This window comes from Micromonospora cabrerizensis (assembly GCF_022230955.1).
Lineage (GTDB): Bacteria > Actinomycetota > Actinomycetes > Mycobacteriales > Micromonosporaceae > Micromonospora > Micromonospora cabrerizensis.
This window is the reverse complement of the sequence record NZ_JAKKFI010000013.1, coordinates 49,425-71,165: the sequence shown is the minus strand read 5'-3', so window position 1 is coordinate 71,165 and position 21,741 is coordinate 49,425. Positions and strand designations below refer to the sequence as shown.

The following is a 21,741-nucleotide window of genomic DNA, read 5'->3' as shown; positions in this document are numbered from 1 at the left end:
CCGGTGATCGTACGGACACCTGATCAGGGCTTCACCCGAGTGGCCTGTGCCGCCTAGCCTGAAGGGCTCAGGCTTGGCGGAGGAGGGCGATGGCTGCTCGGGGACAGTCGTTCAGCGGGATGCGGGGTCTGGCCACCGTCCCGTCGTACGTCGTCATGCAGCCCACGACCCTCTGCAACCTCGACTGCGCGTACTGCTACCTGCCGTTCCGGGCCACCGACCAGCGGATGCCGGTGGCGGTGGCCGCGGCGGTGGCGGCGGCGGTCAACCCGTGGGCGACGGCCGGCCGGTTCTCCGTGGTGTGGCACGGCGGCGAGCCGTTGGCGGCCGGCCGGGAGCACCTGGCCGACCTGATGGCGCCGTTCGGCCCCGAGGTCGAGCACCACGTGCAGACCAACGCCACGCTGATCGACGACGACTGGTGTGACTTCTTCGCCCGGCACGAGATGCGGGTGAGCGTGAGCGTCGACGGGCCGCGGGCCCGCAACGGCGACCGGGTCAACCGGGGCGGCCAGCCGGCGTACGACCGGATCCTGCGCGGCGTCGCGGCGCTGCGCCGTCATGGCCTGCCGTTCTCCGCCCTGGCCGTGGTGTCGCAGCCCGCGCCGGGGCTCGCCAACGAGTTGTACGACTACTTCCTCGAACTGGGCTGCGACGTGCTGGGCATCAACATCGAGGAGACCGAGGGCGTCAACACCCGCGACAACCGCCACGACTCCTCGGCGGTGACCGCGTTCTGGGCGGAGCTGGTCGCGGCGTGGCGGCGTGAACCCCGGATCCACCTGCGCGAGGTCGAGTGGACGTTGCGCTACGCCGCGGCGGTGCTCGACAACTCGGCTGACGGTGTGCTGCCCCGCCAACTGGACCCGATCCCGACCATCGGTCACGACGGCTCGGTGACCGTGCTGTCCCCGGAGTTGGCCGGCTTCACCGACCCGCGCTACGGCGACTTCAGCAGCGGCAACGTCCTGAAGACCCCGCTGGCGGAAATTCTCGGTCGAGCGGCGGGGACACCGTGGGTGGGGGAGTTCCTGGCCGGGGTGGAGGCCTGCCGGGTGTCCTGCCCCTACTTCGGCTTCTGTGGCGGTGGCCACGCCGCCAACCGTTACTTCGAGCTGGGGCGTTTTGACGGTACGGAGACCGAGCACTGCCGCAACAGCAAGATCCGCCTATTGGATGGAGTGTTGGAGCATGCCCGAGAGCACCAGTAACCGGCGGCCTGAGCGCGAGGCGGATGACGGAGTCAACGAGCGGGTGCGGGAGGCGGCTCCTGCGCTCGTCGCGCTGCTGCAGGAGGCCGAGGACGCCCGGCGGCTGCGCTCGGAGGTGTCCGGCGGGGACGGTGCCAGCGCGGTCTGCGCGTGGAACCACTTCGAGAACATCCCGACCTTCTACAACTGGAACAACCGCCCGCGCTGAAGTGAGCCGCGATCAGGGGCCTGTCGAGCGGCCGGAGTGGCTCCGGTCGGGCCAGGCCCCTTGATCGTCGGCCAGCTGCACCTGCACGGGACGCGCGTGAGCACGCGGGGGTTACCGCGTGCTCAGGTGCGTCGAGAGGTCAGCGGGTCGGACGGACCCAGGGATCCGGATCGTCGTCCGCGTGATCCTCATCATCCTCATCGACGGACTCTTTCGAGTCGTCGACGAAGTGGTGCTCAGACTTACCAGCACCCGCCAGTTCGCGCTGCAAGGCGGTGAGGTCGGTGTTCGGGGAGTGGTACTTCAACTCCCGGGCCACCTTTGTCTGCTTGGCCTTAGCACGGCCGCGCCCCATGGCTCGACCCCCTCGCACAGAATGCGGGGCAGCCCGAAGGCGGGCCCCGATGACGTCAGGCATCTCTCGTGGCTCTTACGGTACATGGGGATGCCACCGTTCGGCACCTCGGGTTACCGTCAGCCGGCTCTGCGCGTCGCGTCGATCCGGCCGTCACCCAGTGTACCGGGTAAGGAGCGGAACGGTTAGCGCCCGTGACACCGGACAAACCGGATCAAAATTCGATCCGGCCTCAGCTTAGCGAGCCACGCCGGCACAGGTGGCCCGGAGGCGGATCCCGTCGACCCGCCCCCGGGAGTGCTCAGCGCAGGTGGATCGCCCGCAGGCGGCCGACGTCCGCCATCCGTCGCTCGGCCAGCCGGTCCGCGGCGACCGCGGGCGGCACGCCCTCGGCGTCGGCCAGGCGCAGGATCTCGCGGGTGGTGTCGTAGATCCGGGTTGCCCGCAGCTTCGCCCGATCGAAGTTGAAGCCCTCGATCTCGTCGGCGACCTGGATCACACCGCCGGCGTTGACCACGTAGTCCGGCGTGTAGAGGATGCCGCGGTCGGCCAGCAGTTTCTCGATGCCCGGGTGGGCGAGCTGGTTGTTCGCCGCACCGGCCACGACCTTGGCACGCAGCGCCGGCACGGTGTCGTCGTTCAGGGCGCCGCCGAGCGCGCACGGCGCGTACACGTCGATGTCCGCGGCGACCAGCGCGCTGGCGTCGTCCACCAGGGTGACCTGCGGGTGGTTGCTGCGTACCCAGGCCAGCGCCTTCGGGTTGACGTCGGTGGCGACCACCTCTGCGCCGTCCTCCAGCAGGTGGCCGGTGAGGTACTTGCCGACCTTGCCGAGACCGGCGACGCCGACCCGGCGGCCCCGCAGGCTCGGGGTGCCCCAGACGTGCTCGGAGGCGGCCCGCATGCCCTGGAAGACACCCCAGGCGGTGAGGATCGACGAGTCGCCGGCGCCGCCGTGCTCCACGCTGCGGCCGGTCACGTAGCGGGTCTCCCGGGCCACGACGTCCATGTCCGCCACGTAGGTGCCGACGTCGCACGCGGTGTAGTAGCGACCGCCCAGCGACTCCACGAACCGCCCGTACGCGCGAAGCAGCGCCTCGCTCTTGATCTGCTCCGGGTCACCCCAGATGACGGCCTTGCCACCACCCAGGTCCAGCCCGGCGAGCGCGTTCTTGTACGCCATCCCGCGGGACAGGTCGAGCACGTCGGCGAGGGCGTCGTCCTCGCTGGCGTACGGGTAGAAGCGGGTGCCGCCCAGCGCCGGCCCCAGCGCGGTGGAGTAGATCCCGATGATCGCCTTCAGGCCGCTCTGCTTGTCCTGGCAGAACACGACCTGTTCGTGACCGGTCGATCCCGGGTCGTCGGTGCTCGCGAATACGCCCATGGTTGGCTCCTGGAGTGGTGTGCGTCCTTGTGGGACGCGGACCTGGTGGACCCCGGCGGGGATGCTGCCGGTGTGATCGAGCCTAGTATCGGCCGCCCTGAGGTCGCTCGACGCGCCGCCGGTGTCCCACGTTGCGGCGCGCGTGGTCCGGCCGCTGACCGCGTACGGCTTCGGTTCGTGGGAGGATCGCGCCGTGCCGTCGCTCTTCGCTTCTTACCTGCGCGTGTACGAACCGTTGACCGCCTTCGACCGGGACCGGCAGAGCTACTGGCGCCGCTACGTGTCGGAGGGCCGGGCGGTGGCCCCGGTCGAGGGGCCCGGCCGGCAGCGGACGGCGGTGATCGAGGCGCTGGGCGCTGGTTGGACCCGGCTGCCGGACCTGCCGGAGGAGGCGTACGTCCTGGAGACGGACGACAGCCTGCTGGTCTGCCCATGGAACCTGCGCATCCGGGTCGCTGAGGCGGCCCTCAGCGCTCGGGACGGGGTGCCCTCGGTGCTTGCCGACGCCTTCGTGCCGCCGGTGCTGGCCGGCCAGGCCAGGGCGGTCGTCGACGACTGGCGCAGCGGTGCCCGGGTGCTGGAGCACGGGGTGCCCCGGGTGCACGAGCAGATCGCGACCTGGGGAGTGCCCCTGCGGTGGTTCGTGCTCTTCGACCCGGCCGAGCGGGACCTGGTCACCCAGCCGGGCCGTCGGGCGCTGCGCTACCGGACCGAGATCTCCAAGGCCCGTCGCCGGTCCTCCCGGGCGCTGTCGGTGCTGCGCAAGTCGGTGGGCGAGGCGCCGATCACCGAGGCGGTGGAGGAGGCGGCGCGCTGGCTGGAGGAGTTCCATCCGCGCTCGGTGGTCGAGTTGGACTACGGCGGTCTGGTCGACCTGCTCTCCGACGAGACCCTCACCGCCGACGACTCGCCCGAGTTGGTCGCCAGCGGCCTCGCGGGGCTGTCGCGCGGTGAGGCCGAGGAGGCGTCCGCCGCGTACGACACGTTGGTGGCCCGGTGGCGCGCGGTGCAGTTGCTGGAGCGGTGCAACTAGGGGCATATCGCCCGAGGAGCGCTCCCAAGGTGAGGTGTGCTCGTAGTTGACGCATCACGAACCGTGATCATGAGTCCGAATAAGGTACTTTCTGCCGTGTAAAAGTCGTAAAAATCGGGCATGGTTCATCCGTCCGTCTAGGGACCTTCATCCGTTCGGCCCATGTCGGACATCGGGGACTAGCCGGACCATGGGAGACGCGTCGGCCGGCGGGACCCCGGCCGATGTCTATACATGTGGAGGAGTGACCGATGGCATCGCGAACGCACGAACCAGAGCCGCTACTCACGCCGGCCGAGGTGGCGTCGATGTTCCGTGTCGACCCGAAGACGGTGACCCGGTGGGCAAAGGCTGGCAAGCTCAGTGCCATCCGCACCCTGGGTGGCCACCGTCGATACCGCGAGTCGGAGGTCAGGGCGCTGTTGCAGGGTCAGATCCCGCAGCAGCGGCAGGGCGACTGAGCGGCAATAGTTTTCCGGTAAAGGGGCGGTGGATCTCGATCCGCCGCCCCTTTCCACGTCCTCCAGTCGCCGCCGTCGCGTCTTCAACGCCGCGTCTTCGTCAGCGTCTCAGCGCCGCGTCTCGGTCAGCGTCAACCGGATGCCGACCGTGCCGCCCTCGCCGCGCCGCAGCCGGCTGCCGAGCAGGCTGAGTCGACCGATCAGGCGGTACTTGTGCTTGAGCAGGTCGCGGACCCGACCGGTGTCGCCGCTGCCGTAGATCGTCGCGTGGGCCGGCACCTCCGGCCCGTGCGGCCGTCCCCGCACGTCGCACGGGGCCACGGTCACCTCACCGTTGTGGCGGATGCGCTTCACCTTGCCCGAGTCGGCCCCGGTCCAGACCGCCAGCGCCTCACCGTCGCGTACCGCCCAGACCGGGGTCGGCACCGCCCGACCGTCCTTGCGGAAGGTCGTGAGCAGGATGTACTTCTCAGCCGACAGCCGGTCCAGCGTGGTCACGCCGCCAGGATACGGCCGCTACCGGCCGCTGAGTGGACAGATAGCGTGAACGCCGTGACGGGTGAGCCTCGAATCGGTGACGTGGTCGGCGAACTGCTGCGGGACACGCTCGCGGTGGCCAGCGGGGTCGGACCCCGGCCGCTGGTCGGCGGGCGGCTGCCCCGGCCGGTCATCGAGATCATCGAACGGGACGACGGTCTGATCAACGGCGCGCCAGCCGCGCACTATCTCGACGGTCCGCAGGACTGGCAGCCGTACGACCACCGGGCGGTGGAACGGGCCCGCGGCGAGACGCTGGACATCGGCACCGGCGCCGGCCGGATCGCCCTGCTGCTCCAGGAGCGCGGCGTACCGGTCACCGGGCTGGACACCTCCGCGGGCGCGCTGGCGGTGAGTCGGCGTCGAGGCGTCCGGCGACTGGTGCACGGCACCGTCGACACGCACGTCGCAGACGGGCAGCGGTACGACACGTTCCTGCTGCTCGGCAACAACCTCGGGCTGTTCGAGGGGCGCGAGCGTGCCCCCGGGTTCCTGGCCGCGCTCGCCGCGCTGGCCCGACCGGGGGCGCAGATCATCGCGCACGGCACCGACCCGTACGGCACCCGGGACCCGCTGCACACGAGTTACCACGAGCGCAACCGCAGTCGGGGTCGGCTCGGCGGTCAGCTTCGGCTCCGGTTGCGCTACCGGGAGCTGGGCACCGAGTGGTTCGACTATCTGGTCTGCTCGGCGGAGGAGTTCGCCTCGCTGGTGCACGGCACCGGCTGGCGGTTGACCGATGTGGACGACCGCGACGCGCCCTACTACCTGGCCACCCTGCGGCTCGCCGACTGAGCGACGGCCCCCACGCTCCGCGTCACGGAGGGCGGGGGCCGTCGTACGGCTCAGACCTGGACGGTCGGGGGAAGCTGCTCGGGCGGCAGACCGCCATCGCCGTCGACCACCTCGTCCGGCTGGCCGTCCTCGTCGATGTCGACCATGGTGATGTCCACCTTGCCGTCGCCGTCGGTGTCGAACTGGAACAGGTCGGCCTTGCCGTCGCCGTCGGTGTCCACCACCCACACGTCGGTCTTGCCGTCGTTGTTGGTGTCGGCGCGCAGCAGCTCGACCCGCTCGTCGCCCCGGGTCTCCACGATCTCCCCGTCAGTGACGCTCTCCGGTGCCTGGCTCATGTCGGTGGTCCTTCCCTCGGTTGACGGGCGGTCATTACCCGATCCCGCGCTCCCCCACGCATGAGCCGGGTCGTCGAGCTGTCTAGGGTCGCACCATGAGCGAGCGGAGCGGGCGGAACACCCCGGTCGGCGTGGCGGGGACCCCGCGCGTCGGCGGGCGGGACAGGGAGGCGTGATGAGCGATCGTTTCGTGGTCGTCGGTGCCGGCACGATGGGGCTCGGCATCGCGTACGTGGCGGCCGGGGCCGGGCACGCCGTGGAGTTGGTCGAGGTGGACCCCGAGCGGGGCGCCTCCGCGCTGAACCGGCTCGCCGAGCTGTGGGAGCGGGCGGTGCAGCGCGGGAAGCTGAGCGCCGACGAGGCCGCCGCGAACCGGCAGCGGGTCACGCTGCGTCCCACGCTCGCCGATGTCGCTCCCGCCCCCGGGGTGATCGTGGAGGCGGTGCCGGAGCGGCTCGACCTGAAGCGGGCGGTGCTGCGGGACGCCGCCGCCCTGCGCCCCGTGCTGCTGGGCAGCAACACCTCCAGCATCGCCATCGGTGAGCTGGCCGCCGGGCTGGACGCGCCCGAGCGCTTCCTCGGCCTGCACTTCTTCAACCCGGTCTGGGCGATGACCCTGCTGGAGATCGTGGTCGGCCCGGCTACCGCCGAGGAGACCACGGCCGCGGCCGTCGCGCTCGCCGGCCGGCTGGGCAAGGACCCCGTCGTCGTACGCGACCTGCCCGGCTTCGCCACCTCCCGGCTCGGGGTCACCCTCGGGCTGGAGGCGATCCGGATGGTCGCCGACGGGGTGGCCAGCCCGGCCGACATCGACAAGGCGATGGTGCTGGGCTACCGGCACCCGATCGGGCCGTTGGAACTCACCGACCTGGTCGGCCTCGACGTGCGGCTCGACATCGCCCGCACCCTCCAGGCCGCGTACGGCGACCGCTTCGCACCGCCGCCCCTGCTCGTCGAGATGGTGGCCCAGGGGCGGTTGGGCAAGAAGTCCGGGCACGGCTTCTACCAGTGGAACGCCGGGGTCAAGCAGTGAGCGCGAGGAGTGAGCTTGCGAGCCCCGCAGTCGCGAACACAAGGTGGACGCAGTGAGCGGGCTGCGGATCGAGGAACGGCCGGACCGGCTGGTGGTCACCCTGGACCGACCGGAGAAGCGCAACGCCATCGACGCCGACCTGATCGCCGAGCTGCACCAGGTCTGCGCGGAGTTGGAGGCGCGTCCCCGGCTCCTGCTGCTCACCGGTGGCGCGGCGGGCATCTTCGCGGGTGGCGCCGACATCGGCCAGCTCCGCGAACGGGGCCGCACCGATGCCCTCGCCGCGATCAACTCCGCCGCCTTCGCCCGGATCCGGGCGTTGCCGATGCCCACCGTCGCCGCCGTCGACGGCCCGGCGCTGGGCGGTGGCGCGGAGCTGGCGTACGCCTGCGATCTGCGGGTGTGCACGGCGCGGGCGGTCTTCGGTCAGCCGGAGGTGCGGTTGGGCATCCTGGCCGGCGCTGGCGCGACCCACCGGCTGCCCGCGTTGGTCGGTGAGGGCCGGGCCAAGGAGCTGCTCTTCACCGGCCGACGGGTGGACGCCGCGGAGGCCCTGCGGATCGGTCTGGTGAACCGGGTGGTGGACGAGCCCGACGAGTTGCTGACGGCGACGCACGCCCTGCTGGACGAGATCGCCCTGGGCTCCCCGCTGGCGCTGCGGCTGACCAAGCTCGCGGTGGACGCGCCCGCCGCCGCGCATCCGCAGCTCGACCTGGTCAGTCAGGCGGTGCTCTTCGAGGACGAGGAGAAGCACCGGCGGATGACCGAGTTCCTGGAGCGCCGCCGGCAGCGGTGACTCCTCGAAACGAAGAGGCCGCACCGGCAAGCGCCGGTGCGGCCTTCGTGTGCCCGTGGTCGTGCTACTGCCGGATCTGCACCTCGGCGTCGGCCAGGCCGCGGATCACCTGGGCCGACTCACCGAAGCCGATGATCAGCACGGCGTCCGCGCCGAAGTCCTTGATCTCCTTCGCGCCCCGGCTGAAGTCGACAGGGGCCGCCTTGGCGTCGGCCGGCGGCTCGTACGTCAGCAGCTTGAGTCGGTCGGCAGCGATACCGGCCTTCTCCAGCTCCTCACGGACGGTGCCCTGGAGGCCCTCACCGTAGGAGTCCTTGCGCGCCACGATGACGATCTTCTGCGACCCGTCGCGGAGGATGACGTCGGCCAGCGCCCGGCCCTGGAGGCTGTCCGGCGGGGCAGTGCGGAAGTAGAGGCCCTCGTCGTCCACGTCGGTCAGGCTGCTGTCGGTGTTGGACGGGGAGAAGAGGATCTTCCCGGCCTGCACCACGTCCGGCAGAACCGCCCGGGAGATGCCCGAACCACCCGCGCCGATGATCACGCTGACGCCGGCAGTCGCGTGCTTGGCCACCGTCGCCTTGGCCACCGCCGGGTTGGTGCCGTCGTCGCCCTCCAGCCACGTCACCGGCTTGCCCAGCGCGCCGCCAGCGGCGTTGATCTCCTTGATCGCCAGCGCGGCGCCGGCGGCCATCGGCGGGTACGCGATCGACAGGTCACCGGTCTTGGGCAGCAGACCGCCCAGGATCAACGGCTCCTGGTCGGCGGGCACGTTCGGGCGCTGCTTCTTCGGCTTCGGCGGCGTCTTGGTGCTCGCCGCCGACTCGATGCCCGCACCGACGAACTCGGTCTTGCCGTCGTTGATCTGCTGCCCGTCGAAGGTCAGCGTGGCGTAGCTCGCGGTGGCCGGCTCACCCTTGTCGGTGAAGCCCGCCCGCGTCAGCGAGACGCCGCGGTACTCGATGTCCTGGCCGTTGCGGGCCAGCGTCAGGCAGCTGACCGGGTCCTCGCAGCGCTGCCCGTCGTTGGTCACCGCGACGATCTGCTTCGCGATGGCAGCCGGGTCCGTGCTGCCGGACAGCTGCGCGGCGAGCACGGCGATCACCACCGCGTCGTACGTCTCGGCCGAGTACACGTAGTCCGTCAGCGCCGGATTGACGGTCCGTAGCCTGCCCTTGAAGTCCTCGGGCAGCGGAACGAGGGGCGTGGTGCCCTTCATCCCGTCCACGAGACTTGCGCGTTCCTTCAACTCCGCAGGGTAGGAGTTGAGCATGTTGCCGTCCGTGCCGTAGAGGCGCACCTGTTGGGCGCTGGTCTCCTTGGCCTTGTCATCCCCGCAAGCGCTTGTGGCGAGCAGGATCGTCGCGCAGGCAGCCAGTGAGGCCACCCGCGAGCGGCGTGATACGAGCATGGTCGTCCTTCCTCCGGCGAAGGTCCGCTGCGCACATTAGCGTGCCGAGGCCGACGGCGGGACCGTGGAGGTGGCGTAAAGCGCAGGTAGCTCGCGTTGAACACGGACAGTGACGGTCTTCGGGGGGCCTTGACCACGCGTCCTACTGTGCGCTGGGTGACGGACCTACCACAGCAGACGTTCGACGACGCGGCCGCCGTGCTCCGCTCAGCGCTGACCGGGGATGGGGAAGCGGTGGTGGGAGCGTTCGACGCGGTCGTCGACCGGGCCGGCCTGAGCGGCGCGTACGGGGTCGCCTGGTGCCTGGCCGCGACGATGCTCGGTGACGCGCCGGCGGCCAGCGGTGCGGCCCTGGACTTCCCGGGAATCGACCAGGCGGAGTACGACACCCGCTGGGTGGCCCGCTTCGTCAGCGCGTACGCCAACCGGGACGAGCCGACCGGCGAGGCGTTGTTCGGCGCCGCGGCAGCCGACGGGCTGCTGCCCGACTGCCTGCTCACGCTCGCCGGCTCGACGATCGCCACCCTGCGCAGCCGTGCAGGGTGACCGGCCGCCGGCTCGCGGCGTCCGTCGGGGGGCGGACGCCGCGACCGCGCGGACCGCTCAGAACGCGTGGTACGCGATCAGCGGCTCGTACTCGTAGCGCAGGTTCTCGAAGCGGACCCGGAAGTTGACCCCGTCCCGGACGTCGGTCGCCACCGTGATCCAGCCCGAGTTGGCCGGCAGGTACGTCCAGTAGTTGCAGGCACTGGTCTTGTCCACGAAGATCACGCACGCCTCGGTGGCGTACACGCTGGCGTTGCGGACGTTGATGTCGCGACAGCGGGTCGTGGTGCGGTACTGCCCGGCCGAGCCGCCGTAGCGGCCGCTCTCGAAGTACGACCGGACCGCCCCGCCGTAGCAGGTGGCCAGCGGGGCGAACGCGTTCGCCCCGGAGCTGACCGGTGCGGTCGGTGTGGTCGGCTCCGCCTGGGCGGGTGTGCCGGCGAAGAGCAGTGTGGTGGCCGTGGCGACGGCGAGCAGGCGAGCGGTCGGGGATGACATGCGGGCCTCCGGAAGAAGCTGACTGACCGTCCGTATCGGACTGATCATGCGACCGTGACGATGATACTTATCGATCAATGCCGGCGTGACCCCGGTGATGTCCGGCCCATGTGGTAGCTCTGTAGGCATGTCCGAGGCGATGCTCAGCAAGGTGCGCAAGCTGCTGGCCCAGGCCGAGGACCCGGCCTGCACGCCCGCCGAGGCCGCCGCGTTCACCGCCAAGGCGACCGAGCTGATCGCCCGCTACGGGGTGGACCGGGCGCTGCTTGCCGTACGTGACCCGACCACCGACCCCGTCGGTGACCGGGTGCTGGACGTCGTCGCCCCGTACGCCCGCGACAAGGTCGGCCTGCTGGCCGCGGTCGCCGAGCCACTGCGCTGCCGCTGCGTACGCCGCCGGCAGGGCAACGGTTTCACGCTGCACCTGTTCGGCTTCGCCAGCGACCTGGAACGGGTCGACCTGCTCTTCACCTCACTGCTCGTGCAGGCGGCGCACGGCCTGGCCGCCACCGCCGTGCCGGCGGACGACCACCCCGCCGCCTTCCGCCGCTCCTGGCTCGCCGGTTTCGCGGAGGTCATCGGGGGCCGGCTCTGGGCTGCCGAGACGGCGGCGGCCAGCGAGTCGGGCACGCCGTCGGTGGCGCTGGTGCTGGCCGACCGTTCCGACCGGGTGCAGCGACGGCTCGCCGAGGAGTACCCACGGCTGCGCACCGCACCGCCGCGCCGGCTGGGCGGCACCGGCTTCGGTTCGGGGGCGGAGGCCGGCCAACGCGCGAACCTGGGTGGTCGGGACCTCGGCGGCCGCGCCGCTGGTGACCGGCGGCTCGGCCGGTGACGCGGAGCGCTCGTCAGGCCGGAGTGCCGGGGCGGCGTGAAACCGTGGCGACGTAGCGGGTGAGCAGCTCGTGCCAGCCGGCGGTGAGCGCCTTGCGGTACCCCTCGGCAGCCTCGCCGTGCCGGTCGAAGTGCCGGTGCTCCAGCTCGACCCGGGTGCGCTCCGGCCCTTCGGGAAGAAACAACACCTCGACCTCGCTGGCCCGGGCCGGGTCCGGCACCGGCGCCCGGTCGGGGCCGATCTGCCAGACGAAGACCAGCCGCCGCGGTGGGTCCCAGGTGAGCACCCGGCCCCAGTCGGCGCGGAACCCGTACGGGCCGATCTCGTAGAGCATCCCGCCGGCGCGCGGCTCCATGCCCAGCTCCGCGAGAGCGTCGGGGCCGGACCAGGTGTACTCGGTGACCCACCAGTCAGTCAGTTCGTCGGTGAAGACCGCGAACGCGTGCTCGGCGGCGCCCGGGACGAGGAGACTGCACCGTAGGGAGAACTGGTCGGCGTCCTGCCGGATGTCGGCCGGATCAGTCATTTCCTGTCCCATAGGCCCGGACCATACCGGCTGATGCCCGGGTGTGCAGCTTCGCGCGGCGCCTTTTCCAGACAGAGGGTTGCCGACTCGTCACGGACGGGATGCCCCGCCGGAAAGCGGGTAACCGCGCCGAACGGCCCGGACGACCGGGACGGTGTGCAGGCGGGGCGGGAGATCATGAGCGAGAGCGCGCAACAGCGAGGACCGGACCGGAACGTCGAGAGCCCGGACCCCGACGTCCTGCTCGACATCCCGAAGGTCTCCGTCGACTCGATCCGGCTGGCCGTCGACGGCTTGGACGCCGACCTGTCCCTGCGAGCCCGGGTGGCCAACCTGCTCCAGGTCGACGCCGGCGTACGGGTGCACCTCGACGGCGGCGAGCTGGACATCAACGGGGTGCAGGCGGAAGCGCAGTTGCGGGTGCGGTTGGAACAGCTGACCAGGATCCTGGGCCGGGCGCTCGACACGCTCGACACCAACCCACAGATCATCGAGGCGCTCGCCCGGACCGCCGGCACCGCCGTCGACGACGTGAACCGCGGCGCACAGCAGTTGGTGCCGGAGGCTGCTGAGGTACGGGCGTCGACGCGGCGCTCCAACGGCGTGGATGAGTCAGGTCAGCAGGCGGGCGCGGTCGGTGCCGTCACCGACCGTGCCCAGCCAGGCCCGGGTCGCCCGGAACTGGGTGCGGGCCAGGGTCGGTCAGGTTCGGACCGGTCGAAGGGGGATCACGGCGGGTCTGGTGCGGGTCCGGGTGGGCCAGGTTCAGGTGCGGGCGGGCCTGGTGCAGGTCCGGGTGGGCCAGGTTCAGGTGCGGGCGGGCCTGGTGCAGGGGCGGGTGCGGGGCCGGGCGGCCCAGGTCCAGGTGCGGGCGGGCCTGGGTTGGGTCCGGGCGCCCCAGGTTCAGGTCCGGGTGGGCCAGAGGCGGGGTCGGGTGGCGCGGGGCCGGGTGCCGGGGGTCCCGGGTCCTCTGCCGGAGGTCCGGGACCCAGTGCGGGGGGACCCGGGGTTAGAGCTGGTGGCCCTGGGCCGGGCGAGAAGTCGCAGCCGGAGTCCGGCGGTCCGGAGGGCCGTCGCCCGGAAGGTCGGCCGCACGAGGAGCAGCGCGGCCCAGGCGGCGGGCAGCGTGAGGGTGAGCGTGGCCCCGAGGGCCGGCACCCCGAGGGTCAGCGGCACCCCGAGGGTCAGCGGCACCCCGAGGGTCAGCGGCACCCCGAGGGTCAGCGGCACCCCGAGGGTCAGCGGCACGGGGAGCGGCATCACCCCGAGGGTCAGCGGTCCGCGGGCCCGGGTGGGGGGAAGCCGACCGGCGCGGATCGGAACGCCGAGGATGCGGCAGGGCCGTCTACCGGGGGGCCTGAGAGCCGACCTGGTCGCTCGGCTGGCCCCGGGCCAAGCCCGTCCGGCGATCGTGACGGCGGGGGTGGGTTGCTGGGCGGGGCACAGAGCGCAGCGCAACTGGCCGAGCAGGCGGGAGAGACACTGCGGCAGGCCGGGCGCAGCGTGTGGGAGGCGATCCAGAGTGGCGTGGCGCAGCACCGCCAGCAGGGACGCCGAGACCAGTGACGCCTTGCGCGGCCAGACCAGTGAACGCCCGCGCGACGGAGACGATGACGCCGAGCCCAGTGACGCGCGTGCGGCCGAGACCAGTGACGCGCGTGCGGCCGAGACGGTGACGCCGCGCAACCGACCCGCGTGGCCCCGCATGATCGACTCGTCTTTCAGGAAAGCGCGGTATTCCGCCGCCTCTGATGCCCCGATTTCCAGAAAGTCGAGTGGATCACACCCGCATCGGGCAATCACCTCCGCAACTGGCGGATCCGCACCCGTAAACAGCAAGATCCCCACCTGCGTTTCCGCTGGTGGGGACCTCTGTAGCCCGGCGAAAGGCTATGTGGCCAGGGGCGGGGTCGAACCGCCGACCTTCCGATTTTCAGTCGGACGCTCGTACCAACTGAGCTACCTGGCCGTATCGCTGCTCGGCTCATGCTACCCGGCAACCGGACGAACCGGTGGCAGGGCGACCTGCTCCGATACGCAGAACGCCGCGCGATGCGCGGCGTCAGCGCTGCGGTCCTGACGGGACTTGAACCCGCGACCTCCGCCTTGACAGGGCGGCGAGCACTCCAACTGCTCCACAGGACCTAGCTTGTGTTGCTCCGGCTTGCGCCGGTCGTGCCCCCAACGGGATTCGAACCCGTGCTACCGCCTTGAAAGGGCGGCGTCCTGGGCCGCTAGACGATGAGGGCGGCCCCGCCATCATTGCACACTCGCAACTTCAAGCGGACTTGCTCCCATCCGGCCCCGCCGGAGGCTTGGAAAGCATACGTGATGCCCGGTCGGTCGACAAAATCGGTATCGGCAAGGGCTTCGGGAGAGGTATAACCGCAGGTCAAAGCTGGTCTAGCGGAGTTTGATGATGCCGAAGCGCTTCTTCAGGTCGGCGATCAGGCTGGGGCAGGCGGCGAGCGTCGCGGCCCGGTCGCCACCCCCGTCGTGCAGCAGCACGATGGCACCGGGGCCGGCCGCGGTGTGGATCCGCTTGCCGATCGTGGCGGCGTTCGGCTTGTCCCAGTCCTGTGGGTCGACCGACCAGTGCAGCGGGCGCATGCCGAGATCCTTCGCCACCGTCAGCACCTCCGGCGTCCACCGGCCGCCCGGCTGGCGGTAGAAGGACACCTTGGCGCCGGGAGCCGCTTTCTGGATGGCCCTGTTCGTGCGGTCCAGGTCGGCCCGGATCTCGTTGACGGGCCGTCGGGCGAGGTCGAGGTCGTGTCGCCAGCTGTGGTTGCAGAGCTGGTGTCCCTCGCGGACGATCCGCCGGACCAGCTCCGGGTGGCGCTGCACCTCGCGACCGACCACGCAGAAGGTGGCGGTCACCTTGGATGCCCGCAGTTGGTCGAGCACCTTGGGCGTCCAGGTCGGGTTGGGCCCGTCGTCAAAGGTCAGGACCACCTGGCGTACGCCGGTGTTGCGCCGCAGGCCGGCCGGGAGCTTGGCCGGCAGCGGTCGCAGCGGAGGCTTGGGCGGCTTGGCGAGCGTGGGATGCGGTGACGGTGTGGGCGCGGTGGTGGATTCCACCGGGTGCGGCGCGGCGGGCGCGATGGTGTGGTCCGGCCCCGCACAGCCGGACAGGACCAGCGCCACGGCGAGGACGGACGCCAGGAAGGCGCGGGCTTGCATCTGCTCGCTCCCGGAGGGGTCGGGGTAGGCGGACCCGCCCGACGGTAGTTCACGCGATCATTGGGCGACAGTGCGATCAGTCACGCCTCGACTGGTCCAGGGAGTCACGGACCGCGACGGCGAGCGAGACCGCCTCGGCCAGGTCGACCGGCCGCACCACCCCGGCGGGCAGCGTGTCGGCGCGCCAACCGGGGCCGGCGGCGAGCGCCAGCAACGGGCGCCGGGGTGCGGCGAGCAATGCGCTGAGCTGTGCCGGATCGGCGGTGGCCCGGGTGTGCGACCAGAGCACCACGGCGGCCGGCCCGGTCCGGTTGACCGCCTCGACGAGAGCGGCCACCGGCACCCGGGCGCCGAGCATCCGGTAGCTCACCCCGGCCTCCGCGAGCGCGGCGGCCATCGCCTCCAGTGGCAGGGTGTGCTGCTCCTCGTCGGCGCAGGAGAGCAGGATCCGGGCTGGGCCGGCGGGAACCTTGGCCCGACTGGCCGCCGCGAGAGCCTCCGAGACGCAGCGGGACACCAGGTGTTCCACCTCGATCAGGCCGGTGGTGGCGGCGTGGCGTTCGCCGATGCCGGCGAGCACCGGGCGCAGCAGGCCCTCCCAGGTGGCGACGACCCCGCTGGTGGCCAGGGCGCGCGCGATCGTCTCGCTGATCGCCGCGGCATCCAGACGCATGGCGGCCCGGGCCAGTCCACGGGCTGCGGGGCCGGCTCGGCCGACCGGGATGGTGCCACCGCCGTCGCGGCCGGACGGGGGGATCCGGACCGGGGTGACGGTGCCGTTGGGTGTCGGATCGGGTGCCTGGCGAGCCCAGCGGGCCGCCTCGGCGGGGCTCACCCCCTCGGCGGTGAGCCGTCGCATGATTTCGAGACGGGCCAGGTCGGTCGGGGTGTACCGGCGGTGGTGGCCGGGGATGTGCTCACTGGGCCCGAGCCCGTAGCGCTGGTGCCAGGTGCGGAGGGTCGTCACCGCGACCCCCAACCTGCGTGCGACCGCGCCCGCGCTCAGCGCCTCATCGACCACCCGACCGCTCCGCCGAGTCATCCGCCGACGAGCCAGGCGGGGTCACGGCTAGGCCGGATGTGCCAGTCGTGCCCGAGGGGCGCAGCAGCCGGTCCACCACCCCGCCGAGCCAGGGCGCGTACGACCGGGGGTCGAGATCCAGCTCGGCCTCCAGCGCGGCCGGATCGGCCCACCGCAGCTCGGCAACCTCGTCCGGGTCCGGCAGGAGCGGGGCCCCGGGTAGGAAATCACCGCGCAGCACGTGGTCGTACTCGAATTCGACGCGACCGGTCGCCGGGTCCTCGGCGTAGTAGACGTAGACCCCGACCTCGGTCAGCTCGACGGGGCCCGCGCCAAGCTCCTCGCGTAGCCGCCGGTTGGCCGCCTCGGCGAGGGACTCGCCGGGCCGGGGGTGGCCGCAGCAGGCGTTGGCCCAGCGCAACGGGAACCGGGTCTTGACGGCGGCGCGGCGCTGGAGCAGCACCTGGCCGTCCGAGTCGACCAGCAGCACCGAGAAGGCCCGGTGCAACTGCCCCGGGGGCTGGTGCGCGGCCGCGACGGTCGTCTCGCCGTGGGCCTCGCCGTTCTCGTCGACCAACTCGACGAGGTGGTCCTCGCGGCTGCTCATCGGCCTTCCCCGGTGATCCGGCCGGCGGCGAGTTTGCCGGAGATGAGCACCATCGGTACGCCGACGCCCGGCTGGGTGCCGGAGCCGACGAAGACCACGTTCGACAGCTTGCGATGCATGTTCGACGGGCGGAACGGGCCGGTCTGGAAGAGGGTGTGGGCGGCGGCGAACGGCGTGCCCGCGGCCATGCCCTGCTCCTCCCACTCGGCCGGGGTGATCGCCCGCAGCACCTCGACCCCGGCGCCGAAGCCGACGTAGCCGCGCTCCTCCAGGGTGCCGATCAGCTGGTCGCTGTAGCGCTTCGTCAGGTCGCCGCGCCACTCGAACGGGGCCCGGTGCAGGTTGGGCACGGGGGCCAGCACGTAGTAGGTGTGCCGGTCGGGTGGGGCCACCGACGGGTCGGTCCGGCTCGGGTTGGTCACCAGCAGCGATGGGTCCGTCATCAGCTCACCCCGTCGGATGACCTCATCGAAGGTGCCCTTCCACGCGCGTCCGAAGTGGATGTTGTGATGGGCGATCTTGTCATATCCCTGTCGGGAGCCGACGTGCAGAACGACGCAGGACGGTGAGTAGGTGAGCCGGCGCTGCGGGGCGGCGGGCAGCAGGTCCCGGTAGGCCACCGGCAGGTCGGGGTTGAGCACCACCACGTCCGCCGGCACCAGTTCGCCGTCGGCGGTGAGCACGCCGGTGGCGCGGCCGTTGGCGGTCTCCACCCGGGTCACCGTGGTGCCGTAGCGGATCTGCACGCCGTGCTTCTCGGCCGCGCCGGCCATCGCCCTGGAGACCGCGTGGATGCCGCCGCGCGGGAAGTAGACCCCGGCCACCGAGTCGAGGTACGCGATGACTGTGTAGATCGCCAGCGCGTCGTGCGGCGCGAGGCCGGCGTACATCGCCTGGAAGGAGAAGATCCGCTGGGTACGCGGGTCCCGGAAGAACTGGTTGATCTTCGTTTGGAGGCGGCGGAAGGCCCCACCGGCCAGCAGCTTGAGCAGGTTGCCGGTGATCAGGTCGGTCGGCGCGTCCAGGTTGCGCTCGATGAAGTCGGCGCGCTCAAGGCGCCACAGCTCCCGCGCGTACTCGACGAAGCGCAGGTAGCCGTCGGCCTCGCGCGGCCCGCAGACCCGGGAGATCTCCGCCGCCATCCGGGTGGTGTCGGTGAGCACGTCGAGGGTGGAACCGTCCGGGTAGTACGCCCGGTAGGCAGGGTCGAGCGGGGTCAGGTCGAGCCAGTCGCGCAGCTCCTCACCGACCGCGCCGAGTGCCTCGGCGATCAGGTCGGGCATGGTGAGCACGGTCGGGCCGGTGTCGAACTCGTAGCCGTCGACCCCGAGCCGGCCGGCTCGCCCGCCCGGCACCGGCTCGCGTTCCAGCACGGTCACCTGCCGGCCGCTGCCGGCCAGGTGCAGCGCGCAGGCGAGCCCGCCCAGCCCGGCCCCGACGACCACCACCCGGTCCGTCCGTCCTGTCACCGTCCGCACGTGACCACCTCCTCGAGAAAGTCGCTCATCAGGCCCGCCGGTTCGTGGCGGCGGTGGCCAGACCGGTCAGCGCGGTCCGCGCCGTCCGGTCCACGGGCGCGGCGTCGAGCGCGGCCAGCGCGTCGCTCACCCGCTCGGCGATCATCCGCTCCACCCTGGCCACCGCGCCGGTCTCCACGACCAGCTCGGCGAGCCGGTCGACCGGCTCGTCGCCGGCCCGCTCGAGCACCCGGAGCTGGGCCGGCGTGGCCAGCTCGCGGGCCAGCATGAGCAGCGTGGTCGGCTTGCCGGTGCGCAGGTCGTCGCCGGCCGGCTTGCCGGTGGCGGCCGGATCGCCGTAGACGCCGAGCAGGTCGTCGCGGAGCTGGAACGCCTCACCGACGGCCAGGCCGTAGCGGGTGTACGCGGAGACCAGCGCGTCGTCGACAGACACCCCGGCCAGGCAGGCCCCGAAGAGCAGTGGTCGCTGGACGGTGTAGCTGGCGGTCTTGTAGCGGGCCACCCGTAGCGCCCGGTCGACCGACCAGCTCGCCGGGTCGTTCTCGCCGAGCACGTCGAGATACTGCCCGGCGACCGTCTCCACCCGCATCTGGTCGTAGCAGCGCCGCACCTCGAACAGCCGGGCCGACGGCACCGTGGTCTGGGCCAGCAACCGGTCGGCCCAGACCATGCAGAGGTCACCGATGAGCACGGCGACGGCTTCGCCGAATCGGCCGGGATCACCCCGGTGGCCTGCGGCGATGTGCTGTTCGGCGAGCGCGACGTGCGCGGTGGGCCGGCCCCGACGGGTGGTGGACGCGTCCATCACGTCGTCGTGCACCAGGGCGAAGGTGTGCAGCAGCTCCAGCGCGGCCAGCGCGGGCAGCACGGGCGGCAGCGCCTCGGTGCCGCCGACCGCGCCGCGCCAGCCCCAGTAGGCGAACGTGGAACGGATCCGCTTGCCACCGACGAGGACGGCTTCTCGCGCTGCGGCGGCGAAGCGACCCATCGAGGTGTCGATCTCGGCGAGGGAGTCGACCTCGGCGGTGAGGAAGGCGGCCAGGGTCTCGTCGACCGCGGTGATCAGGTCATGGGTGTACGCGGCCAGAACGGCGCGGACCGGATCGTCCCCGTCTCCCGACCCCGCCGGCGCCACGCGGGTCGCATTGCCCGCAACTGCGTCGTTGGCCATGCGGCTGAGCGTACCCTAGGCTACGAGTTGCGTCGATTGGTGCGTCGATAAATGAGGAGGGCCGGTGGAAACTGATCTCACCGCTGCCTATGACCGGTGCCGTGAGCTGCACAAACGTCACGGCCGCACCTACTATCTCGCCACCCGACTGCTTCCCGCTTGGAAACGACGACATGTACATGCCCTGTACGGGTTCACGCGGTACGCCGACGAGATCGTCGACCGCACCGAGGACCTACCGCAGGTCGAGCGGGCTGCCCGCCTCGATGACTGGGCCGGCCGATTCGTGTCCGGCCTGCACGGCGCGCCCGTCGACGACCCGTTGTTGCCGGCCGTGCTGCACACCATCGCCGTCTTCGATCTCGACCGGGACGACTTTGCGTCGTTTCTGAAGAGCATGGCGATGGACCTGACCGTCACCGCGTACCCGACGTACGACCACCTGCTCGACTACATGGAGGGCTCGGCGGCGGTCATCGGCACCATGATGCTGCCGATCCTGGGCACCTCCGACCCGGTGGCGGCACGGGAACCGGCGCGGCAGCTCGGCTTCGCGTTCCAACTCACCAACTTCATCCGGGACGTTGCCGAGGACCTCGACCGGGGCCGCACCTACCTGCCCGACGAGGACCTGGCGAAGTTCGGCGTCACCCGCGACGAGCTGGCCGAGGCCTGCGCCCGGGGCCGCGGTACGCCCCGGACCCGTGAGCTGATCGAGTACGAGGTGACCCGCGCCCAGGCGCACTACGCCGCCGCCGCACCGGGCATCACCATGCTGGCACCAGCCTCACAGGCCTGCATGCGCACCGCGTACGCCCTGTATGGCGGCATCCTCGACGAGGTGGCCGCGCAGGACTACGACGTCTTCGCCCGGCGGGCCCTGGTGCCGCAGCGGCGACGGATGGCGGTGGCCGCACGGGCACTGCTCACCTCGACCGGTACGCCGGTCACCATCCCGGGGCCGACGGTCCACCCGGAGACCCGGTGACCGCGAGCACCGCGATCGTGCTCCTCACCCGCGACCTGCGGGTGCACGACCACCCGGCGCTGGCCACCACCTGCGCGGCCTTCGACCGGGTGGTCCCGCTGTACGTGCTCGACCCGGCACTGGCCGGTCTGTCGGCCAACCGCACCCGGTTTCTGCACCAGGCGCTCGCCGAGCTGCGGGCCGAGCTGCGTGAGCGTGGCGGTGACCTGGTGGTACGCCACGGTGATCCGGTGGCCGAGACGATCCGGCTGGCCGACGAGGTGGGCGCCACCGCCGTCGCGCTCTCCGCCGACGTCAGCCACTACGCCCGACGCCGCGAGCGGCGACTGCGCGCGGAGTGTGAGCGGCACCGGCTGCACCTGCGGCTGTTTCCCGGGCTGACCGTGGTCGAGCCGGGCGCGTTGCGGCCCGGTGGAGGCGGCGACCACTACCGGGTGTTCAGCCCGTACCACCGGGCCTGGGCGGCCCAGCAGTGGCGCGAGGAGTTGGCCGCGCCGCACCGGGTGGCGCTGCCCGGCACAGTGAGCGTGGGCAGCCTGCCGAAGCCGCCGGCCGGAGACTCACCGGACGCGGCGGTCGGCGGCGAGCGGGTTGCCCGGCAGCGGCTCACCGACTGGCTGCCCGACCTGGACCGCTACGACGATCAGCACGACGACATGGCCGGCGACGACACGTCCCGGCTCAGCCCGTACCTGCGGTTCGGCTGCGTGTCCCCCCTGGCGGTGGCCAACCGCGCCGGGGACCGGTCCGGGCCGTTCGTCCGGCAGATCTGCTGGCGGGACTTCTACTACCAGGTCACCGCCGCCTTCCCGGAGATCTCGACCTCGGCGTACCGGCGGGGCGCCACCGAGCAGTGGCGCTACGACGACGACGCGTTGGCGGCCTGGGCCGAGGGGCGGACCGGCATGCCCATCGTCGACGCCGGGATGCGGCAGATGCGTACGCAGGGCTGGATGCACAACCGGGCCCGGCTGATCACCGCCGGCTATCTGACCAAGCACCTCGGGCAGGACTGGCGTCCCGGGGTGGCGGTCTTCTTCCGGTGGCTGCTGGACGGGGACGTGGCCAACAACTCCGGCAACTGGCAGTGGGTCGCCGGCACCGGCAACGACACCAAGCCGTACCGGGGGTTCAACCCCGTCCGGCAGGCCGAACGGTACGACCCGGACGGCGACTACGTGCGCCGGTGGGTGCCGGAGCTGGCGAAGGTGCGGGGCAAGGCCGTGCACCAACCGTGGCGACTGCCCGAGGCGCTGGGCCGGACGCTCGACTATCCGCCGCCGCTCTCGGTGCCGGGCACCGACCCCGTCTGGCTGCGTTGACCCGGCC

At 71.8% G+C, this 21,741-nt stretch carries 24 protein-coding genes and 3 tRNA genes; 11 read left to right on the top strand and 16 right to left on the bottom strand.

The window, feature by feature from the left end:
* Positions 1 to 119 precede the first annotated feature (119 nt).
* Together amcB and amcA are read left to right on the top strand one after the other, a co-directional pair.
* On the top strand, positions 120 to 1,211 hold the full coding sequence (gene amcB / locus LADH09A_RS02015; RefSeq protein ID WP_308194454.1) for a cyclophane-forming radical SAM peptide maturase AmcB: 1,092 nt from the start codon (positions 120 to 122) through the stop codon (positions 1,209 to 1,211).
* On the top strand, positions 1,192 to 1,419 hold the full coding sequence (gene amcA / locus LADH09A_RS02010) for a multiple cyclophane-containing RiPP AmcA (protein WP_088950950.1): 228 nt from the start codon (positions 1,192 to 1,194) through the stop codon (positions 1,417 to 1,419). The genes amcB and amcA overlap by 20 nt, the downstream gene beginning before the upstream one ends.
* Before the next feature lie 139 nt (positions 1,420 to 1,558).
* Here amcA and LADH09A_RS02005 read toward each other — a convergent pair whose 3' ends face one another.
* Together LADH09A_RS02005 and LADH09A_RS02000 are read right to left on the bottom strand one after the other, a co-directional pair.
* Positions 1,559 to 1,774, bottom strand: coding sequence for a DUF3073 domain-containing protein (locus LADH09A_RS02005; protein WP_238643013.1), 216 nt, complete (start codon positions 1,772 to 1,774; stop codon positions 1,559 to 1,561).
* Positions 1,775 to 2,075: 301 nt separating this feature from the next.
* A complete protein-coding gene (locus LADH09A_RS02000; RefSeq protein ID WP_238643012.1) occupies positions 2,076 to 3,158 on the bottom strand; it encodes a Glu/Leu/Phe/Val family dehydrogenase in 1,083 nt (360 codons plus the stop codon).
* 193 nt (positions 3,159 to 3,351) lie between these two features.
* Between LADH09A_RS02000 and LADH09A_RS01995 the strand changes: the two genes are divergently transcribed.
* Complete coding sequence (locus tag LADH09A_RS01995) at positions 3,352 to 4,191, top strand: DUF8083 family protein (protein WP_238643044.1); 840 nt, start codon at positions 3,352 to 3,354, stop codon at positions 4,189 to 4,191.
* 251 nt (positions 4,192 to 4,442) lie between these two features.
* A complete protein-coding gene (locus LADH09A_RS01990) occupies positions 4,443 to 4,652 on the top strand; it encodes a BldC family transcriptional regulator (protein WP_007073996.1) in 210 nt (69 codons plus the stop codon).
* Positions 4,653 to 4,760: 108 nt separating this feature from the next.
* On the opposite strand, the gene LADH09A_RS01985 is transcribed toward LADH09A_RS01990, so the two are convergent.
* Complete coding sequence (locus LADH09A_RS01985) at positions 4,761 to 5,150, bottom strand: PPOX class F420-dependent oxidoreductase (protein WP_238643011.1); 390 nt, start codon at positions 5,148 to 5,150, stop codon at positions 4,761 to 4,763.
* A 54-nt stretch (positions 5,151 to 5,204) separates the two neighbouring features.
* Between LADH09A_RS01985 and LADH09A_RS01980 the strand changes: the two genes are divergently transcribed.
* A complete protein-coding gene (locus tag LADH09A_RS01980; protein ID WP_238643010.1) occupies positions 5,205 to 5,984 on the top strand; it encodes a class I SAM-dependent methyltransferase in 780 nt (259 codons plus the stop codon).
* A gap of 50 nt (positions 5,985 to 6,034) precedes the next feature.
* Here the strand turns inward: LADH09A_RS01980 and LADH09A_RS01975 are convergent, their stop codons facing one another.
* Positions 6,035 to 6,322, bottom strand: a complete 288-nt coding sequence (locus LADH09A_RS01975; protein WP_091396025.1) for a hypothetical protein — start codon at positions 6,320 to 6,322, stop codon at positions 6,035 to 6,037.
* Between the two features lie 175 nt (positions 6,323 to 6,497).
* Here LADH09A_RS01975 and LADH09A_RS01970 point away from each other — a divergent pair, with 175 nt between their 5' ends.
* Both LADH09A_RS01970 and LADH09A_RS01965 read left to right on the top strand, forming a co-directional pair.
* Positions 6,498 to 7,355 carry a 3-hydroxyacyl-CoA dehydrogenase family protein gene (locus LADH09A_RS01970; protein WP_238643009.1) on the top strand — a complete coding sequence of 286 codons (858 nt, stop codon included), beginning with the start codon at positions 6,498 to 6,500 and terminating at the stop codon, positions 7,353 to 7,355.
* Between the two features lie 52 nt (positions 7,356 to 7,407).
* Complete coding sequence (locus LADH09A_RS01965) at positions 7,408 to 8,151, top strand: enoyl-CoA hydratase/isomerase family protein (protein ID WP_238643008.1); 744 nt, start codon at positions 7,408 to 7,410, stop codon at positions 8,149 to 8,151.
* Between the two features lie 64 nt (positions 8,152 to 8,215).
* On the opposite strand, the gene LADH09A_RS01960 is transcribed toward LADH09A_RS01965, so the two are convergent.
* The gene (locus tag LADH09A_RS01960; protein ID WP_238643007.1) at positions 8,216 to 9,559 is read right to left on the bottom strand and encodes an ABC transporter substrate-binding protein; all 1,344 of its coding nucleotides are present in this window, start codon (positions 9,557 to 9,559) and stop codon (positions 8,216 to 8,218) included.
* A gap of 156 nt (positions 9,560 to 9,715) precedes the next feature.
* On the opposite strand from LADH09A_RS01960, the gene LADH09A_RS01955 reads away from it, so the two are divergent.
* Complete coding sequence (locus tag LADH09A_RS01955) at positions 9,716 to 10,105, top strand: hypothetical protein (RefSeq protein WP_238643006.1); 390 nt, start codon at positions 9,716 to 9,718, stop codon at positions 10,103 to 10,105.
* 57 nt (positions 10,106 to 10,162) lie between these two features.
* On the opposite strand, the gene LADH09A_RS01950 is transcribed toward LADH09A_RS01955, so the two are convergent.
* Entirely contained in the window at positions 10,163 to 10,603 is a 441-nt protein-coding gene (locus LADH09A_RS01950) for a hypothetical protein (RefSeq protein ID WP_238643005.1), read from the bottom strand.
* Positions 10,604 to 10,730: 127 nt separating this feature from the next.
* Here LADH09A_RS01950 and LADH09A_RS01945 point away from each other — a divergent pair, with 127 nt between their 5' ends.
* On the top strand, positions 10,731 to 11,438 hold the full coding sequence (locus tag LADH09A_RS01945) for a DUF2786 domain-containing protein (RefSeq protein WP_238643004.1): 708 nt from the start codon (positions 10,731 to 10,733) through the stop codon (positions 11,436 to 11,438).
* Between the two features lie 13 nt (positions 11,439 to 11,451).
* On the opposite strand, the gene LADH09A_RS01940 is transcribed toward LADH09A_RS01945, so the two are convergent.
* The 10 genes from LADH09A_RS01940 to LADH09A_RS01890 all read right to left on the bottom strand — a co-directional run bounded on the left by LADH09A_RS01940 (position 11,452) and on the right by LADH09A_RS01890 (position 19,424).
* Entirely contained in the window at positions 11,452 to 11,976 is a 525-nt protein-coding gene (locus LADH09A_RS01940) for an SRPBCC family protein (RefSeq protein WP_238643003.1), read from the bottom strand.
* An 891-nt stretch (positions 11,977 to 12,867) separates the two neighbouring features.
* Positions 12,868 to 13,224, bottom strand: a complete 357-nt coding sequence (locus LADH09A_RS01930) for a hypothetical protein (RefSeq protein WP_238643002.1) — start codon at positions 13,222 to 13,224, stop codon at positions 12,868 to 12,870.
* Positions 13,225 to 13,859: 635 nt separating this feature from the next.
* Positions 13,860 to 13,933: transfer RNA gene (locus LADH09A_RS01925), tRNA-Phe, on the bottom strand.
* A gap of 102 nt (positions 13,934 to 14,035) precedes the next feature.
* Positions 14,036 to 14,109: transfer RNA gene (locus tag LADH09A_RS01920), tRNA-Asp, on the bottom strand.
* 31 nt (positions 14,110 to 14,140) lie between these two features.
* Positions 14,141 to 14,213: transfer RNA gene (locus LADH09A_RS01915), tRNA-Glu, on the bottom strand.
* Positions 14,214 to 14,367: 154 nt separating this feature from the next.
* Complete coding sequence (locus LADH09A_RS01910; protein WP_238643001.1) at positions 14,368 to 15,147, bottom strand: polysaccharide deacetylase family protein; 780 nt, start codon at positions 15,145 to 15,147, stop codon at positions 14,368 to 14,370.
* 76 nt (positions 15,148 to 15,223) lie between these two features.
* Positions 15,224 to 16,168 carry a MerR family transcriptional regulator gene (locus LADH09A_RS01905; RefSeq protein WP_238643000.1) on the bottom strand — a complete coding sequence of 315 codons (945 nt, stop codon included), beginning with the start codon at positions 16,166 to 16,168 and terminating at the stop codon, positions 15,224 to 15,226.
* Positions 16,158 to 16,775 (bottom strand): isopentenyl-diphosphate Delta-isomerase, encoded by a 618-nt coding sequence (idi, locus tag LADH09A_RS01900; protein WP_238642999.1) that lies wholly within the window; start codon positions 16,773 to 16,775, stop codon positions 16,158 to 16,160. Before idi ends, LADH09A_RS01905 begins: the two co-directional genes overlap by 11 nt.
* Complete coding sequence (crtI, locus tag LADH09A_RS01895) at positions 16,772 to 18,253, bottom strand: phytoene desaturase family protein (RefSeq protein ID WP_238642998.1); 1,482 nt, start codon at positions 18,251 to 18,253, stop codon at positions 16,772 to 16,774. The genes idi and crtI overlap by 4 nt, the downstream gene beginning before the upstream one ends.
* A 28-nt stretch (positions 18,254 to 18,281) precedes the next feature.
* Positions 18,282 to 19,424 (bottom strand): polyprenyl synthetase family protein, encoded by a 1,143-nt coding sequence (locus LADH09A_RS01890; protein ID WP_238642997.1) that lies wholly within the window; start codon positions 19,422 to 19,424, stop codon positions 18,282 to 18,284.
* 64 nt (positions 19,425 to 19,488) lie between these two features.
* On the opposite strand from LADH09A_RS01890, the gene LADH09A_RS01885 reads away from it, so the two are divergent.
* Positions 19,489 to 20,412 carry a phytoene/squalene synthase family protein gene (locus LADH09A_RS01885; RefSeq protein WP_238642996.1) on the top strand — a complete coding sequence of 308 codons (924 nt, stop codon included), beginning with the start codon at positions 19,489 to 19,491 and terminating at the stop codon, positions 20,410 to 20,412.
* The gene (locus tag LADH09A_RS01880) at positions 20,409 to 21,734 is read left to right on the top strand and encodes a cryptochrome/photolyase family protein (RefSeq protein ID WP_238642995.1); all 1,326 of its coding nucleotides are present in this window, start codon (positions 20,409 to 20,411) and stop codon (positions 21,732 to 21,734) included. Before LADH09A_RS01885 ends, LADH09A_RS01880 begins: the two co-directional genes overlap by 4 nt.
* Positions 21,735 to 21,741: the final 7 nt, after the last annotated feature.

Coding starts and splice junctions, on each gene's coding strand:
- LADH09A_RS01890 (WP_238642997.1), bottom strand. CDS start 19,424: ATGGCCAACGACGCAGTTGCGGGCAATGCGACCCGCGTGGCGCCGGCG.
- LADH09A_RS01950 (WP_238643005.1), bottom strand. CDS start 10,603: ATGTCATCCCCGACCGCTCGCCTGCTCGCCGTCGCCACGGCCACCACA.
- LADH09A_RS01990 (WP_007073996.1), top strand. CDS start 4,443: ATGGCATCGCGAACGCACGAACCAGAGCCGCTACTCACGCCGGCCGAG.
- LADH09A_RS01910 (WP_238643001.1), bottom strand. CDS start 15,147: ATGCAAGCCCGCGCCTTCCTGGCGTCCGTCCTCGCCGTGGCGCTGGTC.
- LADH09A_RS01975 (WP_091396025.1), bottom strand. CDS start 6,322: ATGAGCCAGGCACCGGAGAGCGTCACTGACGGGGAGATCGTGGAGACC.
- LADH09A_RS02000 (WP_238643012.1), bottom strand. CDS start 3,158: ATGGGCGTATTCGCGAGCACCGACGACCCGGGATCGACCGGTCACGAA.
- amcA (WP_088950950.1), top strand. CDS start 1,192: ATGCCCGAGAGCACCAGTAACCGGCGGCCTGAGCGCGAGGCGGATGAC.
- LADH09A_RS01945 (WP_238643004.1), top strand. CDS start 10,731: ATGTCCGAGGCGATGCTCAGCAAGGTGCGCAAGCTGCTGGCCCAGGCC.
- LADH09A_RS01970 (WP_238643009.1), top strand. CDS start 6,498: ATGAGCGATCGTTTCGTGGTCGTCGGTGCCGGCACGATGGGGCTCGGC.
- LADH09A_RS01930 (WP_238643002.1), bottom strand. CDS start 13,224: ATGCCGCTCCCCGTGCCGCTGACCCTCGGGGTGCCGCTGACCCTCGGG.
- idi (WP_238642999.1), bottom strand. CDS start 16,775: ATGAGCAGCCGCGAGGACCACCTCGTCGAGTTGGTCGACGAGAACGGC.
- LADH09A_RS02005 (WP_238643013.1), bottom strand. CDS start 1,774: ATGGGGCGCGGCCGTGCTAAGGCCAAGCAGACAAAGGTGGCCCGGGAG.
- LADH09A_RS01940 (WP_238643003.1), bottom strand. CDS start 11,976: ATGGGACAGGAAATGACTGATCCGGCCGACATCCGGCAGGACGCCGAC.
- LADH09A_RS01960 (WP_238643007.1), bottom strand. CDS start 9,559: ATGCTCGTATCACGCCGCTCGCGGGTGGCCTCACTGGCTGCCTGCGCG.
- amcB (WP_308194454.1), top strand. CDS start 120: ATGCGGGGTCTGGCCACCGTCCCGTCGTACGTCGTCATGCAGCCCACG.